Source organism: Algorimicrobium bowmanii, from assembly GCF_054031195.1.
In genome coordinates this window covers 1,906,524-1,922,874 of the sequence record NZ_CM132929.1, presented here as the reverse complement: position 1 = coordinate 1,922,874, position 16,351 = coordinate 1,906,524, and the positions used below count along the sequence as shown (strand labels likewise).

The 16,351-nt window shown below is 32.0% G+C and carries 17 protein-coding genes; 9 read left to right on the top strand and 8 right to left on the bottom strand.

Going from position 1 to position 16,351, the window contains the following annotated elements; translation table 11 throughout:
- Positions 1 to 61: 61 nt before the first annotated feature.
- On the top strand, positions 62 to 2,206 hold the full coding sequence (locus tag ACW5R3_RS08515; protein ID WP_456576585.1) for a YfbK domain-containing protein: 2,145 nt from the start codon (positions 62 to 64) through the stop codon (positions 2,204 to 2,206).
- A gap of 22 nt (positions 2,207 to 2,228) precedes the next feature.
- Here ACW5R3_RS08515 and ACW5R3_RS08510 read toward each other — a convergent pair whose 3' ends face one another.
- From ACW5R3_RS08510 to ACW5R3_RS08500, 3 genes are read right to left on the bottom strand one after another with little or no spacing between them, the layout of a single operon-like run.
- Complete coding sequence (locus tag ACW5R3_RS08510; RefSeq protein ID WP_456576584.1) at positions 2,229 to 3,113, bottom strand: hypothetical protein; 885 nt, start codon at positions 3,111 to 3,113, stop codon at positions 2,229 to 2,231.
- On the bottom strand, positions 3,110 to 3,967 hold the full coding sequence (locus ACW5R3_RS08505) for a hypothetical protein (RefSeq protein WP_456576583.1): 858 nt from the start codon (positions 3,965 to 3,967) through the stop codon (positions 3,110 to 3,112). The genes ACW5R3_RS08510 and ACW5R3_RS08505 overlap by 4 nt, the downstream gene beginning before the upstream one ends.
- Positions 3,968 to 3,971: 4 nt before the next feature.
- Positions 3,972 to 5,600 carry an acyl-CoA carboxylase subunit beta gene (locus tag ACW5R3_RS08500; protein ID WP_456576582.1) on the bottom strand — a complete coding sequence of 543 codons (1,629 nt, stop codon included), beginning with the start codon at positions 5,598 to 5,600 and terminating at the stop codon, positions 3,972 to 3,974.
- A gap of 140 nt (positions 5,601 to 5,740) precedes the next feature.
- Here ACW5R3_RS08500 and ACW5R3_RS08495 point away from each other — a divergent pair, with 140 nt between their 5' ends.
- From ACW5R3_RS08495 to ettA, 7 genes are all read left to right on the top strand, one after another.
- Positions 5,741 to 6,097, top strand: a complete 357-nt coding sequence (locus tag ACW5R3_RS08495; protein WP_456576581.1) for a DoxX family protein — start codon at positions 5,741 to 5,743, stop codon at positions 6,095 to 6,097.
- Positions 6,098 to 6,099: 2 nt separating this feature from the next.
- On the top strand, positions 6,100 to 6,648 hold the full coding sequence (locus ACW5R3_RS08490) for an NADPH-dependent FMN reductase (protein ID WP_456576580.1): 549 nt from the start codon (positions 6,100 to 6,102) through the stop codon (positions 6,646 to 6,648).
- Positions 6,638 to 6,925 (top strand): GNAT family N-acetyltransferase, encoded by a 288-nt coding sequence (locus ACW5R3_RS08485; protein WP_456576579.1) that lies wholly within the window; start codon positions 6,638 to 6,640, stop codon positions 6,923 to 6,925. The genes ACW5R3_RS08490 and ACW5R3_RS08485 overlap by 11 nt, the downstream gene beginning before the upstream one ends.
- A 14-nt stretch (positions 6,926 to 6,939) precedes the next feature.
- Positions 6,940 to 7,377, top strand: coding sequence for a MarR family winged helix-turn-helix transcriptional regulator (locus ACW5R3_RS08480; protein WP_456576578.1), 438 nt, complete (start codon positions 6,940 to 6,942; stop codon positions 7,375 to 7,377).
- Between the two features lie 40 nt (positions 7,378 to 7,417).
- The gene (locus tag ACW5R3_RS08475; RefSeq protein WP_456576577.1) at positions 7,418 to 8,149 is read left to right on the top strand and encodes a pirin family protein; all 732 of its coding nucleotides are present in this window, start codon (positions 7,418 to 7,420) and stop codon (positions 8,147 to 8,149) included.
- A 77-nt stretch (positions 8,150 to 8,226) separates the two neighbouring features.
- Positions 8,227 to 8,409: a CAL67264 family membrane protein gene (locus ACW5R3_RS08470; protein ID WP_456576576.1), complete on the top strand. Its 183-nt coding sequence runs from the start codon at positions 8,227 to 8,229 to the stop codon at positions 8,407 to 8,409.
- A 102-nt stretch (positions 8,410 to 8,511) separates the two neighbouring features.
- The gene (gene ettA / locus ACW5R3_RS08465) at positions 8,512 to 10,203 is read left to right on the top strand and encodes an energy-dependent translational throttle protein EttA (RefSeq protein ID WP_456576575.1); all 1,692 of its coding nucleotides are present in this window, start codon (positions 8,512 to 8,514) and stop codon (positions 10,201 to 10,203) included.
- A gap of 47 nt (positions 10,204 to 10,250) precedes the next feature.
- Here ettA and ACW5R3_RS08460 read toward each other — a convergent pair whose 3' ends face one another.
- From ACW5R3_RS08460 to ACW5R3_RS08450, 3 genes are all read right to left on the bottom strand, one after another.
- Complete coding sequence (locus ACW5R3_RS08460) at positions 10,251 to 10,442, bottom strand: hypothetical protein (protein WP_456576574.1); 192 nt, start codon at positions 10,440 to 10,442, stop codon at positions 10,251 to 10,253.
- A 127-nt stretch (positions 10,443 to 10,569) separates the two neighbouring features.
- The gene (locus ACW5R3_RS08455) at positions 10,570 to 11,394 is read right to left on the bottom strand and encodes an MBL fold metallo-hydrolase (protein WP_456576573.1); all 825 of its coding nucleotides are present in this window, start codon (positions 11,392 to 11,394) and stop codon (positions 10,570 to 10,572) included.
- A gap of 65 nt (positions 11,395 to 11,459) precedes the next feature.
- Positions 11,460 to 12,482: a formimidoylglutamase gene (locus ACW5R3_RS08450; RefSeq protein WP_456576572.1), complete on the bottom strand. Its 1,023-nt coding sequence runs from the start codon at positions 12,480 to 12,482 to the stop codon at positions 11,460 to 11,462.
- 116 nt (positions 12,483 to 12,598) lie between these two features.
- Here ACW5R3_RS08450 and ACW5R3_RS08445 point away from each other — a divergent pair, with 116 nt between their 5' ends.
- Positions 12,599 to 13,483, top strand: a complete 885-nt coding sequence (locus ACW5R3_RS08445) for a chromosome partitioning protein ParA (RefSeq protein ID WP_456576571.1) — start codon at positions 12,599 to 12,601, stop codon at positions 13,481 to 13,483.
- 89 nt (positions 13,484 to 13,572) lie between these two features.
- Here the strand turns inward: ACW5R3_RS08445 and hutI are convergent, their stop codons facing one another.
- Complete coding sequence (gene hutI / locus ACW5R3_RS08440; protein ID WP_456576570.1) at positions 13,573 to 14,808, bottom strand: imidazolonepropionase; 1,236 nt, start codon at positions 14,806 to 14,808, stop codon at positions 13,573 to 13,575.
- 99 nt (positions 14,809 to 14,907) lie between these two features.
- On the bottom strand, positions 14,908 to 16,344 hold the full coding sequence (locus ACW5R3_RS08435) for an FG-GAP-like repeat-containing protein (protein WP_456576569.1): 1,437 nt from the start codon (positions 16,342 to 16,344) through the stop codon (positions 14,908 to 14,910).
- Positions 16,345 to 16,351 lie beyond the last annotated feature (7 nt).

The window sequence follows — 16,351 nt, the reverse complement described above, 5'->3', positions numbered from 1 at the left end:
TTCATAGTTTTTATAAAGCTTCATGTGTTTTAGATTTATCTAGAATTTAAAACACAAAGCCATGAAAAATCTATTTTTATTAATTGCTTTCTCCTGTTTAACCATTCAGGCTCAAGCACAAAAACAAACTGTTTCCGGAACTATTTCTGATGAAAATGGGATTCCATTACCAGGGGTGAATGTCATTATTAAAGGAACATCAGAAGGTGTTCAAACAAATTTTAATGGTTTCTACACGATTCAAGTTTTAAAAGGGGCCATATTATCCTATTCATTTATTGGGTATAAAACAGAGGAAAGAACGGTTAAAACTAAAACAAGCCAAATTTCTTTTGCTATGCAAATCGATTCGGAAGCCTTAGAAGAAGTTGTTATAACTAGCCTCAGAATTAAAAGATCCCGTAGTCAGAAAACCGCTGCATCAAAAGTTAGAAAATCGAAAACACTTATACAATCTGCAAATCAAAATACAGTTCAATCACTTCAAGGAAAAGTTTCAGGGCTTGTAGTTAATACCAAAAATAATGGTATTAACCAAACAACACGTATTGTGTTACATGGTAATCGTTCTTTATCAGGAAATAACCAAGCGTTAATAGTTATTGATGGTCGGGTTTCTTCAGCAGAAGTTTTATCCAATTTAAAACCTAAGCAGATAGCAAGTACCAACGTTATAAAAGGTGCAGGAGGAACCGCTTTATACGGTTCTAAGGGGAAGAATGGAGTCATTCTTGTAACAACAAAAGACAGTAAATATAAATTACCTAAGGAGGTTAAGCATTATATAGATAATTCTGCTTTTAATAATTATAACGAGGCTTACGAAGAAATTGTAGAAAACACATTTGAAAATGTCCAAACAAAACCATTATCAACCTTTTCTATAGATGTAGATAAAGCGTCTTACAGCAACATTAGACGCATGATTAATAATGGACAGGACATTCCTGCAAATGCCGTGAAAATTGAAGAAATGGTAAACTATTTTGATTATGATTATCCACAGCCAACTGGCGAACATCCATTCTCAATAAATACAGAACAAATCCAAACACCATGGAATGCAGAGACACAATTAGTCCGTATTGGATTACAAGGTAAAACGTATGAGAATGAAGTGTTACCGGCATCAAATTTAACATTCTTAATAGATGTTTCAGGCTCTATGGGATACTCAAATAAGTTACCGCTATTAAAATCGGCGTACAAATTATTGGTTTCACAATTACGCCCTAAAGATTATGTATCTATTGTGGTTTATGCAGGTGCAGCGGGTGTGGTATTGGAGCCGACATCCGGTATTGAAAAAGAGAAAATATTAGCAGCAATAAATAAACTAGAGTCTGGAGGTTCAACAGCAGGTGGTCAAGGCATAGAATTGGCATATAGTTTGGCAGAAAAGAATTTTAAGAAAAACGGTAATAATCGTGTAATATTAGCAACAGATGGCGACTTTAATGTTGGGGCTTCATCGGATAAAGATATGGAGCAGCTAATAGAAAAAAAACGGAAATCTGGTGTTTTTTTATCGGTTCTAGGTTTTGGATATGGAAATTATAAAGATTCTAAACTTGAAACATTAGCAGATAAAGGAAACGGTAATTATGCTTATATAGATACCATGCAAGAAGCTCAAAAAGTGTTTGGAAAAGAATTTGGTGGCACCTTATTTACTATTGCTAAAGATGTAAAAATTCAAGTTGAATTTAATCCTGCAGTTGTACAAGCATATCGTTTAATTGGTTATGAGAACCGGTTGTTAGCAGATGAAGACTTTGTAGACGATACCAAAGATGCAGGAGAATTAGGAAGTGGACATACCGTTACAGCTCTATATGAAGTTATAACCGTAGGAACCAAGAGTGACTATTTAAAAGCTATTCCTAATTTAAAATATACAAACACAAATCAGATTTCTACTTTTACAGATGAATTGTTTACGGTGAAATTCAGATATAAAAAACCTGATGGAGATAAAAGTAAAGAGATGATACAGGTTCATGAAAACAAAGTAACTGAAGCATCAACGGATATGCAGTTTGCAGCAGCTGTAGCGTTGTTTGGCATGAATTTAAGACAATCCGATTATACAAATAAAGCTACGCTACAAAATGTTTTAAACTTAGCTAATACAGGTAGGGGGAGTGATCAATCCGGTTACCGATCTGAATTTATACGATTAGTTAATGCTTATGAAAATTTTTAAGTGTTTAAAATATAATAAAGGATTAATCAATATGCATAAAATTAATAAGTGTATTATGCTCTTTTAATATCGATTTTGCTTTCTCATGTTGTTCTTCAAAACTTTCTAAATCTGTACCTTTACAGATGCCATAAGAGTAATGATATTGTAATAAAGCAATATCCAATTCTGTTAGTTGTTTATTCTCAGATTGACAATTAGATAAATAACTTTCACAGCTAAAATCATCTGAAAGTTTAAAATGCCCTAATGAGCCAACAAACAATTCTTTAAGCTTTTCAGAAATTAATCGGTCGTTAAAAAATAATTTTCTATTTACCTTTAAACCACAACGGTAAACCTGATTTTTGTTGTTCCAATGTAAATAATAATCGGTATACTTATAATTTTTCATAGCCAAATCATATTCATAATCATCAAAATAATAGATTACATAATTTGATTCCTCGATGTTTTTCACTTCAGAAATATTTAATGAATCTACCTTGCTAGATATAGATTTTGCTAAAGACATTAAATCCTTTTTTACTTTTTTGGAAATGCTTTTTGAAAAATAAATACGAATTGGGTCTTTCCAATAGCGCATTACATTGCTTTTATCCACAGAATCGATACCAGTTGTTCTAAAAGCTATTTTCTTATAATAATTAAGAAAATTAGCGCTTTTAAATTCATAAGGAACAGAAACACTTTTAGGAACCATGTTATCTGTAATTAAAACCAATGTGTCATTTTCACGATATACTAAGTTTAAACTATCCTGTTTTGTTAATGGCTTTTTATAAGCTAATTGATACGACTTTAATGTCATATATTTTTTTATGGTATGAGTCTTCGACGATTCTTGAGCATATGAAAACACTAAGAAACCAACTAAAAAAAGACTTGTTATAAAAGTTGTTTTCATTGTGTTTTTTTTGCTATTTGAATTAATTTTTTAAAAGTAGAATCTGTAATTATTTGATCGTAAATTATAAGATAGTGTATTTTTAAAATATTGATATCAAAATCAGAAATGACATCGGTATCCACATAATTTTTGTGCAATAAGCTGTTTGTATCTTTATAATTGTCAGCTACAAAATTCCCTAAACTTTTAAAGAATAACTGTTTTAACCTTTTGTTTATAACTGCATCCGATTTGAAACCTTCTAAATACAATTCTAAGATACCACCGTAAAATTTATTATTGTTATCAGTAATTAAGTTATAGGTACTTCCAGTTAATAGGTTATTTTTTCGTTCGGTTTCAGATTTAAATTTAAAATCATCACCATAGCCATTAATAGGTGTTCTACTAGCTTTAATATAGAAGTTGGCTTTTTCTACTTTATTGGTAAAACTAAAGTTTAAATTAGAAATATTAGCGGCTTCTAAATTGGATATGAAATCTGTAAATGCATTTCTTGTAGCTTTGGAAAAAGCTTTATCAATATATATTACAATAGGCGCATTCCATTGTTTTAGTTGATAAACAACCGGAGGGTTGGGAGTTAAATAACAAAAAACGATACGCCTATAATGGCTTACCATGCGCTTATAGTCGTATCGTTCTTCTAATAAAAATTGTAATTTATTGTTGTCAATGTTATTTGCATAAAGTGTATCATGCTCTAAATAAAAGTGGTAATTCTCATCAATATCTGTATGATTATTGCTAAGAGCTTGAATTCGAGGTTTTACAATAGTATTATAGTTTGATTGTGAAAAAACAAACAAGGATACCAATTGTATACAAACAACTATTATGTTTTTTATCATGTATTTAGACTTGTAAAACCCCCATGTTGAATTTCTTTTCAATAGGTGCGTGGTTTGCAGCATCGATACCCATGCTAATCCATTTTCTAGTATCTAAAGGATCAATTATAGCATCAGTCCAAATACGTGCTGCAGCATAATAAGGAGACACCTGGTTGTCGTATCGTTCTTTAATTTTTTTGTAAAGTTCTTCTTCTTTTTCAGGTGTAATTTCTTCACCTTTCTTTTTAAGTGATGCTTTTTCTATTTGTAATAACACTTTAGCAGCACTATTACCACTCATAACGGCAAGTTCAGCACTTGGCCATGCAGCTATTAATCGTGGGTCATAGGCTTTTCCACACATGGCGTAATTTCCGGCACCATAGCTATTACCTAAAACAATTGTAAATTTAGGAACAATGCTATTACTTACAGCATTCACCATTTTAGCACCATCTTTAATAATTCCACCGTGCTCACTTTTACTACCTACCATAAATCCAGTAACATCTTGTAAGAAAACTAGCGGTATTTTTTTCTGATTACAGTTAGCTATAAATCGGGTTGCTTTATCCGCTGAGTCATTATAAATTACTCCGCCAAATTGCATTTCACCTTTTGCTGTTTTTACTAGTTTACGCTGATTGGCTACAATACCTACAGCCCAACCATCAATTCTGGCATAGCAGGTAATAATGGTTTGTCCATAATCAGCTTTGTATTCTTCAAATTCACTGTTATCTACAAGACGTTTAATAATCTCGTACATATCATATTGATCGGCACGTGATTTAGGTAAAATACCATAAATGTCTTCAGGATTTTCCTTTGGTTTTTTAATTTCTTTACGATTAAAACCGGCTTTGTCAAAATCACCAATTTTATCCATTATATTTTTAATTTTATCTAACGCATCTTTATCATCAGCTGCTTTATAATCTGTAACACCGGATATTTCACAGTGTGTTGTAGCTCCGCCTAATGTTTCGTTATCTATAGTTTCACCAATAGCAGCTTTAACTAAATAGCTACCAGCTAAAAATATACTTCCTGTTTTATCAACTATTAAAGCTTCATCACTCATAATAGGTAAGTAGGCACCGCCGGCAACACAACTTCCCATTACTGCCGCAATTTGAGTGATACCCATACTACTCATAATTGCATTATTTCTAAAAATACGTCCAAAATGCTCTTTATCAGGGAATATTTCGTCTTGCATTGGTAAGTAAACACCAGCAGAATCTACTAAATAAATAATAGGTAACTTGTTTTCTATGGCAATCTCTTGAGCACGTAAATTTTTCTTACCCGTTATTGGAAACCAAGCACCAGCTTTCACTGTAGCATCATTAGCTACAACCATACATTGTTTTCCTTTTACGTAACCAATTTTAACAACAACCCCTCCAGAAGGGCAACCACCGTGTTCTTGATACATATCTTCCCCGGCAAAAGCACCTATTTCAATAGCTGGTTTTTTAGAGTCTAGTAAATAATCTATACGTTCTCTAGCTGTTAATTTTCCTTTGGCGTGTTGTTTTTCAATGTTTTTTTTACCGCCACCAAGTTTAACATGAGCTAAACGCTTTTTTAGTTCTGATACGAGTAGTTTATTGTGATCTTCGTTTTTATTGAAGTTAATGTCCATAGTTCTAATTTTCTTTGCTACGAATTTACAAAAGTTGCTTTAGCTTTGAAAGTGATTATTTTGTTTAATAATTTTACATGGAAATATTTTCCTTGGTAAATAAATAGTTTAATTCTATATTTGTAAAAAATTACTATACTATGAATTTAAAAAAGATTGTTTATTACACGTCAACTAGTTTATTATCATTATTAATATTATTTTCAGCAGGGATGTATATATTTCAGCACAATGATGTGGCTGCTATGTTTACTAATTTCGGATATCCTACTTATATTATTTATCCGTATGCCATAGCTAAAATCCTTGGCCTAGTAGCTATTTGGGTTCCAAAATTTAAGTTGGTAAAAGAATGGGCATATGCTGGGTTCTTTTTTGCTTTTATTTTAGCTTTTTTCGCTCACATCATGATTGGAGATGGCGGACAAATGGCAGCTCTATTAGCCATAATACTTTTAATAACATCTTATATTTTTAACAAAAAATTAAACTCTTAAATATGAAAAAAGTTATAGCCTTTGCCGGTAGCAATAGTATTAAATCTATAAATAAAAATTTAGTTGAATACACAGCTAGTTTAGTTGAAGATGAAAATTTTGAAGTAACGGTTTTAGATTTAAATGATTTTGAAATGCCGCTTTATGGAATAGATCTAGAACTTCGTGATGGTCACCCTGATGCCGCTAAAAATTTATTTAATCACATTCAAAATTCCGACGGTATTATCTTAGCTTTAGCTGAACACAATGGTGCTTATACAACGGTATTTAAGAATGCATTTGATTGGATGTCTCGAGTTAATCAAAAAACCTTTGCTAATAAACCAATGTTGCTAATGGCAACTTCACCAGGTGGTCGGGGTGGTGCAACTGTTTTAGAAATGGCAAAAGATCGTTTTCCAAGGCATGATGCTCGCATTATTGCCGATTTTTCTCTTCCCATGTTTGCAACACATTTTGTTGATGGGAAACTTATTGAGAATGAATTAAACACCCAACTCAAACAAAAAGTTGAATTATTTAAAAACGAAATTACAAATGGAAATTAAACACAATAAACAGACAAATGGAGGTGCTTTTTATATTGATGTAAATGGAAATAGAGAAGCCGAAATAACTTATGAGAATGTATCTAAACAAGTTATTGATTTAAATCATACTATAGTTAAAGACTCTTTAAGTGGTCAAGGTGTTGGTTATAAACTATTAGATGCTGCTGCAGAATTTATGAGAAATGAAGATTTAAAAGCCAAAGCCAGTTGTTCATTTGTGCAACATGCTTTTGAAAAGAAAAGTAACATCTATGAAGATGTAATTTATAAATAGAAATAATATAAGGTATGGGAAATATTTCAGATGATGTTAATTCTAGTTTTGAAAACAATAAAGTAAAAGCCTTAATTAATATTTTATATACCTCGGGTTGGATTACTAACAAACAAAATGTGTTTTTTAAACCCTTTGGTATTTCACCACAACAATATAATATTTTACGAATTTTAAAAGGAGCTAAAAAACCTTTAAAAGCACAAACTGTAAAAGAACGTATGGTTGAGCGGTCCCCCAATACAACGCGTCTTATGGATAAGTTGACTGCCAAAAAATTAATAGAACGTCTGCCTTGTGAGACTGATAGGCGTGTAGTTTTTATAAAAATAACTAAAGAAGGTATTAGTCTATTAAACCGTATTGCTGACGAATTAAAATTTGATTTTTTAGAAAATCTTACTGAAACTGAAGCAGGACAGTTAAGTGATTTATTAGATAAACTACGCTAACAGATTCCTGCAAGTTTTTTAAAATTAAAATTCATATACTATGAAAAGTATTTTACATAAAGCATCTAGCAGAGGTGCGGCTAATCATGGGTGGCTTCAAGCCAATCATTCGTTTAGTTTTGCTAACTTTTACGACAAAGATAAAATGCATTTTGGAGCCTTACGTGTATTAAATGATGACATAATTGCGCCTAAAATGGGCTTTGGCACACATCCACATGATAATATGGAAATTATTACCATTCCTTTAAGTGGTGTGTTAAAGCACCGTGACAACATGCATCAAGATTGGCAACCTGTTTTACCTAATGAAGTACAAGTCATGAGTGCAGGTACAGGTGTTCAGCATTCCGAAATAAATGGTTCAGTAAATGCATATTTAAGTCTATTTCAGATTTGGATTATTCCTAATAAACAAAATGTAACACCGCGGTATGAACAAAAAGTTTTTGATGCATCAGAAAGAAAAAATAAGCTTCAAGTTTTAGTCACTTCAATAGATAAAGAACATCAAGGAAGTTTAAAAATACACCAAGATGCCAAAATTTCTAGGTTACAACTTGATGCTAACAACAGTTTTGAATACCAACTGAGTTCGAAAAACAATGGTGTTTATATCATGAATATATATGGTGAAATTGTAATAGCAGATCAGATTTTAAATGTCAGAGACGCTTTAGGTATTTCAGAAACCGAAAGTTTTAAAATAACAGCCGAAATAGAATCAGAGATACTATTTATTGAAGTCCCTATGCTTAAGTTATCGAATTAAAACCCTTATAAACGGTGTTATTTCTGCTAAAAATAACGATATTTGTTTTTGCTAACTTTTAAACTTTAAAAATTATTATGGCAATGAATAAAAATACAGTACTAGCTTGGGCAACTTTTATTATGATAATTGTTGGTTTGTCATTAATAGCTCTAGGAGCTTTTAGGTATGATGATGTAGCAGGTTGGGGTTTTGCCGCTGTAGGAATTGGCTTTTTTGCTATTGCTTGGGTGTTTAATGCACTTAAAGGACGCGTTTAAAAAATCCAAAAGAAATTCTAATACACATACTCACAGTATAGTTTTAGGTTTCTTCAAAAAAAGATTATCACAACAAATATTAATTAAACTTATTTATATAAAATGAGCGACGATAAAAAAGTAATATTTTCTATGTCTGGTTTAACCAAGACATTTACTGGAGCTAACACTCCGGTTCTAAAAAATATTTATTTAAGTTTTTTCTATGGTGCTAAAATTGGAATTTTAGGATTAAATGGTTCCGGTAAATCTACTTTACTTAAAATTATAGCAGGTCAAGATACCAACTACCAAGGTGATGTAACTTTCTTGCAAGATTATTCAGTAGGATATCTAGAGCAAGAACCGAAACTTGATGAAGATAAAACTGTTATGGAAGTTGTACGTGAAGGAGCTGCTGAAACAGTAGCTATTCTAGAAGAGTACAACAAGATAAATGATATGTTTGGTTTGGAAGAAGTATATTCAGATCCAGACAAAATGGAAAAACTAATGAACCGTCAGGCTGTTCTTCAAGATCAGATTGATGCATCTAACGCTTGGGAATTAGATACCAAGTTAGAAATAGCAATGGATGCTTTACGTACTCCAGATGCCGATAAAAAAATTGGTGTACTCTCTGGTGGTGAACGTCGCCGTGTTGCATTATGTCGCTTACTTTTACAAGAACCAGACGTTTTACTCTTGGATGAGCCAACTAACCATTTAGATGCAGAATCTGTACATTGGTTAGAACAACATTTAGCACAATATAAAGGAACTGTTATTGCAGTAACGCACGATAGATACTTTTTAGATAATGTAGCAGGATGGATATTAGAACTTGATAGAGGTGAAGGTATTCCATGGAAAGGTAACTACTCATCATGGTTAGACCAAAAATCTAAACGTATGGCACAAGAAAGTAAATCGGCTTCTAAACGTCAAAAAACGTTAGAACGTGAGTTGGAGTGGGTAAGACAAGGTGCTAAAGGACGTCAAACCAAACAAAAAGCACGTTTGAATAACTATGACAAATTAATGAGTCAGGATCAAAAACAATTGGATGAAAAATTAGAAATTTACATTCCAAATGGTCCACGTTTAGGTACAAATGTTATTGAAGCTAAAGGTGTTAGTAAAGGATTTGATGATAAATTACTTTATGAAGATTTAAATTTCAGCTTACCACAAGCAGGAATTGTTGGTGTTATTGGTCCAAACGGAGCAGGTAAAACTACCATTTTTAGAATGATAATGGGTGAACAACAGCCTGATAAGGGAGAGTTTGTTGTGGGTGAAACCGCTAAAATAGCCTATGTAGATCAGAGTCACTCTAATATAGACCCTGAAAAAACAATTTGGCAAAACTTTAGTGATGAGCAGGAGTTGGTTTTAATGGGCGGAAAAGAAGTTAATTCTCGTGCTTATTTAAGTCGTTTTAATTTTTCTGGTGGTGAGCAAAACAAAAAAGTAAAATTACTTTCTGGTGGTGAACGTAACCGTTTGCATTTAGCTATGACACTTAAAGAAGAAGGAAACGTATTACTTTTAGATGAGCCAACCAATGACTTGGATGTAAATACATTACGAGCACTTGAAGAAGGTTTAGAAAACTTTGCTGGTTGTGCCGTTGTTATTAGTCACGACCGTTGGTTTTTAGATAGAATTTGTACTCATATATTAGCCTTTGAGGGCGATAGCCAAGTTTATTTCTTTGAAGGAAGTTTTAGTGATTACGAAGAAAATAAGAAGAAACGTTTAGGTGGTGATTTAACGCCAAAACGAATTAAGTATAAAAAATTAGTTCGCTAATTATTAAAAAAAAGCCTCGAAATATCGAGGCTTTTTTTTAGTAGTTTTTAGTGATTATCATACATATGACTCTCCGTAAAATCTTTATAAGCTTTATTGTCGCCTTTTTTATCATTTAAAGGTAGTGACTGACTTAAACGTTCGTTTTCCTTTTTTAAAATAATAGATTTTCGAACACCTAAAATAAGTAATACTAAAAATACCAATACCGTTACAGATAGCATTGTTACAATCTGCATTTGGTCTGATTTTAATATTTTAATATACAATAATGCGCTATGAGAAATTAACATAGTAAGCTACAATTTAGGGATTAACTTTTTAAAGATAGAAAATATTTTCAATACATAACATGTAAACTTAATGTTAATGGTACCAATCTAGTAACTTAACCGTTATTGAGCTGTATTCAGATGAAACTAGTTCCTTAAACTGGTTAATATTACTAAAACCTTCATTGCCGCGATAGTGATATGGGATTACTATTTCAGGTTTAAAATCTAAAACAGCTTCAGCAGCACTGGTAACAGGCATAGTATAAGGTAAGTTCATACATATTAATGCTAAGTCAATATTTTCAAGATTACGCATTTCAGGTATATCTTCTGTATCTCCCGAAACGTAAATTCGTTTGTTATTTAATGTAATTATATAACCATTTCCACGTCCTTTAGAGTGAAACTTTAAGGCTTCTTTTCTTAAATTATACATTGGTATAGCTTCTACATCAAATAAGTAAGTTGAAGTTGAAAAACGTTGTTTTTGGTTATTAGCTATAACATTAAAATTTTGCAACAATGACTCTGGAAGTTTTGCTTTTACGGCTTCCGGTCCAATAATTTGAGCGTTTGCAGTGTTAATAGCTTCAAGTGTAGGGATGTTTAAATGATCCCCGTGAATGTCTGTTATAATGATAAATGAAGGCTCTTTAAATGCTGTATACTTTTCAATGCCACCAACGGGGTCAATATATAGTGTTTTGTTATCATGTTCGATAACCATACTGGCATGTTCAACGGCATTTATTTGAATTTCAGAAAATGAAAAACTGATAGGATTTTTTAAACTTAAAGGCTCAGAAATAGAATATGTTTCTAATTCAGAATGGAGGTTTACAACTTTCTTTTTATCCGATTTACAACTTGTAAGAGTTACGATTATAACAAGTAAATATATGAATTTGGTTTTCATTATAAATATATTAAGATATGAATTATAATATAAAAATATTAATGCTCATATCTGATATAATTATGTTAAGGTTTACTTTGTGCTCGAATAAAATCGGTTATTAAATAGGTGAGTAGCTTACCAACTTGGCCTTCTGTTTCCTGAGTGGGTGCAGCTTCACATAAGTGTAAATATTTCACATTATTATGCTGGGCCACATTGTGTAAAAATGTACGCGTTTTAGTCAGGCTAAAACCGCTAGGTGTCATGGCGCTACTTGGTGTGTTTTCTATAGCATCGCAGTCTAATTCAATGCCAAAAGGCTTAGATTGTACAAACTCTAATGCACGTTTCATTTCAGTTTTAAAATGCAGATCTTTACGTATTTCTAACGCTTCAAAAGTATTATAACTTATATGATCGTTATTGTTCAACTGTTTTAAAATGGCATTAGGTGTATAGTTTTCGTGTAACCCAAATATAAAATAGTTCTTTAAAAATCCTTCAGAAATGGCGTAACTAAATCCATTTCCGCTGTGTCTGCCTTCTTCGCTTCTAAAATCGGAATGCGCATCGAAATTGATAACATTTATTGATTTCTTTAAAGCTAAAGAAGTTCCTTTTATATTACCGTAAGCGTTGTTATGACCACCACCGATTATTATAGGGGTTTTACCAGCTTTAACAATACTACAAACTAATTCGGAAACATGCTTATCTATTTTAGAGACTAATTTTCTAGCCTTTTGAATATCTTTAGAATCATCTTGATTTAACTCTGATAGTTTCGTCACTTCTTTTGTAAAATCTAAGTGTCCCAAAACAAGAACATCTTTAGCGTGTGTATGCTCATTACTCTGGATATTTAGAAGTGTTTTTAAACAAACCTGCCAAGCAGAAGCTGTTCCGCGTTTTCCCATGTTAGCAAAAACACCAATATCTTCAGGTATTCCAAAAATAATAAATTGAACATCCAAATCTTTAAGTTGTTCGTATATGTTAATAGAAGGGTGCGGAATAGATATATTTTCACCAAACTTGGATTCATCTGGACGCTTATTTAGTAATGATTTTAAATCTGTTTCGTTAAATAATTTCAGTTTATCCATGAATTAGGTCGCTTTTTATATAAAGTATAAAAGTACTTTATATTTGAAACTTTAAAAACAAATGATTAAAAAAGCATAAAAATAATAGTAACTTTATTTTTTAATTAAACAATTATATGGAGAACAATAAAAACAGTACAGGATTAAAAGTTGCATTAGGTATCGCATTGGTATTATTTGTTGCTACAGGTATTTATACATCTAAACTTTATAAAGAAAAGAAAAGTACTGAGACCCAACTAATGCAAGAAAAGGAAATGGTTATGACGGATTTAACCAATATGGCTAGACAGTATGACAAAGTAATTGATGAAAATGATATAGCTAACGAAAAATTAATAGAAGCGAAAAACCGTATACAAGGTTTAATAGATTCATTAAAAATATCTGAAACAAATGTTCAGAGTTTATACCGCTATAAATCTAAATATGTTGCACTTCAGAAAGAAATGGACGTTTTATTAACTGAAAATGATCGATTAAAGAGTGAAAATCAGTTATTATCTACAACTTTAGATAGCACACAATTACGTTTAGAAGAGCGTACTATGTTTACAGACTCATTAATGGTGCAAAATACTGCTTTGGCTGAAGTTGTTAATAATGCCGCAGTTTTAGGAGCTGTAAATTTAAAAGGCTTTGGTGTAATCGAAAGAAATTCGGGCAAATTAATACCAACGGAAAGTGCTAGACGTTCTGATAAAATTCGTATTTGCTTTACGGTACCTAAAAATACATTAGTACAAGGTGGTGATCAAGAGTTATATGTTCAAGTTATTGATCCTAGTAGTAATACTATGGGGGCTAATGAACAAATTAATTTTGATGAAAAAATATTAAAATACAGTTTGGTTAGCAAGTTTAATTATGAAAATGCAAGTTTAGATATATGTGAATTTGTAGGACCAAACAGCGATGGTGATTTTGAAAAAGGGCGTTATATAGTTAATGTATTTAATCAGAAGGATTTAGTTTCTACAACCGAATTTATTTTAGATTAAATAGCTCTTATTAGTATTCCATAGTGCTAATAATAGCAAAACCCGAAAGCGTAAGCTTTCGGGTTTTTATTTGTTTTATAATTAGTTGTTTAAATAACTTGTCCATTAATTAAAACAGAATCTATATGGTTATTCCCAAACGCATAGGGTAGAAACGCATAACTTGGAACAGGTTTAGAAATTATAATATTTGCTTTTTTACCACGTGTAATACTACCATACATATTTCCAACGCCCATGGCATATGCACCATTTATAGTTGCTGCATTAATAGCTTCTTCAGGTGTTAATTTCATTTTTATACATGCTGTACTTAAAACGAAATTCATATTTCCACTAGGGGTAGAACCAGGATTGTAGTCTGTAGCTAATGCAACAGGTAAACCAGCATTAATTAACTTTCTTACTGGCGAATATGGAATACTTAAAAAGTAAGAGCAGGAGGGCAGGGCAACTGGCATCGTGTCACTAGTTTTTAATATTTCTATATCAGACTCGTTTAAAAGCTCTAGATGATCTACGGATAGCGCTTTATTTTTAACCGCAACATCAATACCACCAAAAGCATTGAATTGGTTAACATGAATTTTAGGTGTAAAACCATGTTTATTACCCGCACTCAAGATACGTTCCGTGTCATTTAAATCGAAATAACCTTTTTCGCAAAATACATCTATATAGTTTGCCAATTGTTCCTTGGCAACTTTTGGTATTAATTCATCAATAAGTAAGTCAACAAAAGCTTCTTTGTTATCTTTATAAGCTTTTGGTACAGCATGAGCTGCTAATAATGTAGCTTTAACCTTAACAGGAAAATCTTGTTTTAAGCGTTTGATAACGCGAAGCATTTTAAGTTCAGCTTCAACAGTTAGTCCGTAACCAGATTTTATTTCTATAGCTCCGGTACCGAGTTTCATGACTTCCGTGAGACGCTTAGCAGATTGCTCATATAAGTCATCTTCACTTGTTTGCTGTAATTTTTCAGCTGAATTTAAAATACCACCACCACGATTAGCTATATCTTCATAACTTAATCCATTAATGCGGTCAACAAATTCTTGTTCACGATTGCCAGCATACACAATATGTGTATGGGAGTCGCACCATGCAGGTAGTACAACTTTACCTGTAGCATCTATTACAGCTGCAGCTTCTATATTTTTACAGTCTTCCATTTTACCAAAACCTACAATAGTATCGTCATCAATTAAGAGGTACGCATTTTTTATAGTTGGTAATTCTTTCATGTCTTTACCAGAAACCTTTTCAATTGGTGTTTCTCTAACCTGAAGTAATTCTTGAATATTGGTGATTAATGTCGTCACGTTTTATCGATTTTTTCCAAAGTTCTTTAAATTTTAGGGAATAAAAAAACGCTGATAAAATTAATACCAGCGTTTTTTAATAAAATTATAATTGTATAGCTAGTGCTTCACAAATTTATAAGTTTTATTAGTATTACTTAATTTCAATAAGTAGATACCATTTGTTAACTGTGAAACATCCAAACGCTTATTAGTTACATTTGAATGCATTACTTGCTTACCTAATACGTCAAAAACAGTAACTTCAAAAGGCGTTGATATTTGAGTATTAAAATTAAGATTTTGTGATGTTGGATTAGGGTAGATACTAAATGCTGTAGTATTAAAATCATCCGTTTTTAAAGTAAATAAGTCATTTAAATAAATGAAAAGATCGTCTTGTAGATAGCTTACACCTACAAAATCCAAATCGCCATCATTATCAAAGTCTTGTACTTCTATGTCAAAAAGAGACGAAAAACTTCCTTCATCAATTAAGATTTCACTACCAAAACCACCTGTAGCATTACTAGTAAACCAAACTAAGTCATTATCAGTAGCTCTACCGTTTCCAATAAGTAAATCGTTAAATGAATCATTATTAAAATCTGCAATAGCAATGGCAGCTGGTTTATTTATTGATGAAGTAAAAGTAGTTTCAGTAAAAGTAGTTGTTGTGCCACTTATGTCGTTTATATAATAAGCGACACCTGGATTAGAACCAGGTTCATTATTAGACTTAACAATTTCTAAATTACCATCATCATTAATATCTGCAAATAGCACTCGCCACAAGTAGCTATTACCTGTTGTTACATCATTGTCATATGCAGTAAAAGGTACATTTCCTGAGCCATCTAAACCATCTTGCACTAATCTGTTGTCATAAACTTTAATGTTTCCATGGCCTACAAAGTTAACGACAACATCTAAGTCGCCATCAGCATCGTAATCAGCAATATCAAATGATGCTGGACCACTACCACCTATAGCTGGAAATAAATCACGTTTAGTTCCAAATGTACCATCGCCATTACCTAGTAAGTAAGAAACTTTATTACCAGAATATTCTGATATTATGATATCTAAATTACCATTAGAATCGTTATCAATGTTAGCTGTTTCAACATGACCCGCTCCAGAAATGCCATTAGAAATTAAAGCTGCAGGCTCAAACGTTTCATCACCGTTGTTTTCAAACCAAACTACGCGATTAGTGGAATAGCTAGAAGCAATAATATCATCATTACCATCATTATTTAAGTCAGCTACGGTAATACTTTCAACGTATGATAACGTTGTGCTACCAGTTGTAACCAAATCAACTCTTGTGGCGAAAGTTCCATCACCATTGTTTTTATACCAACTAACGGTACTTCCTTGATAGGTACATATAGCTAAGTCTAAATAACTATCATTAGTAAAATGTCCAGATGCTACAGAATATGGTTCACTACCTGTATTGCCATCAATAGTTGAACCGTTAAATTCAATTTGGGCTTTTACAGTAAACCCCATAAATATTAAGCCTGTAAAAATGAGTAACTTTTTTTTCATAATATTT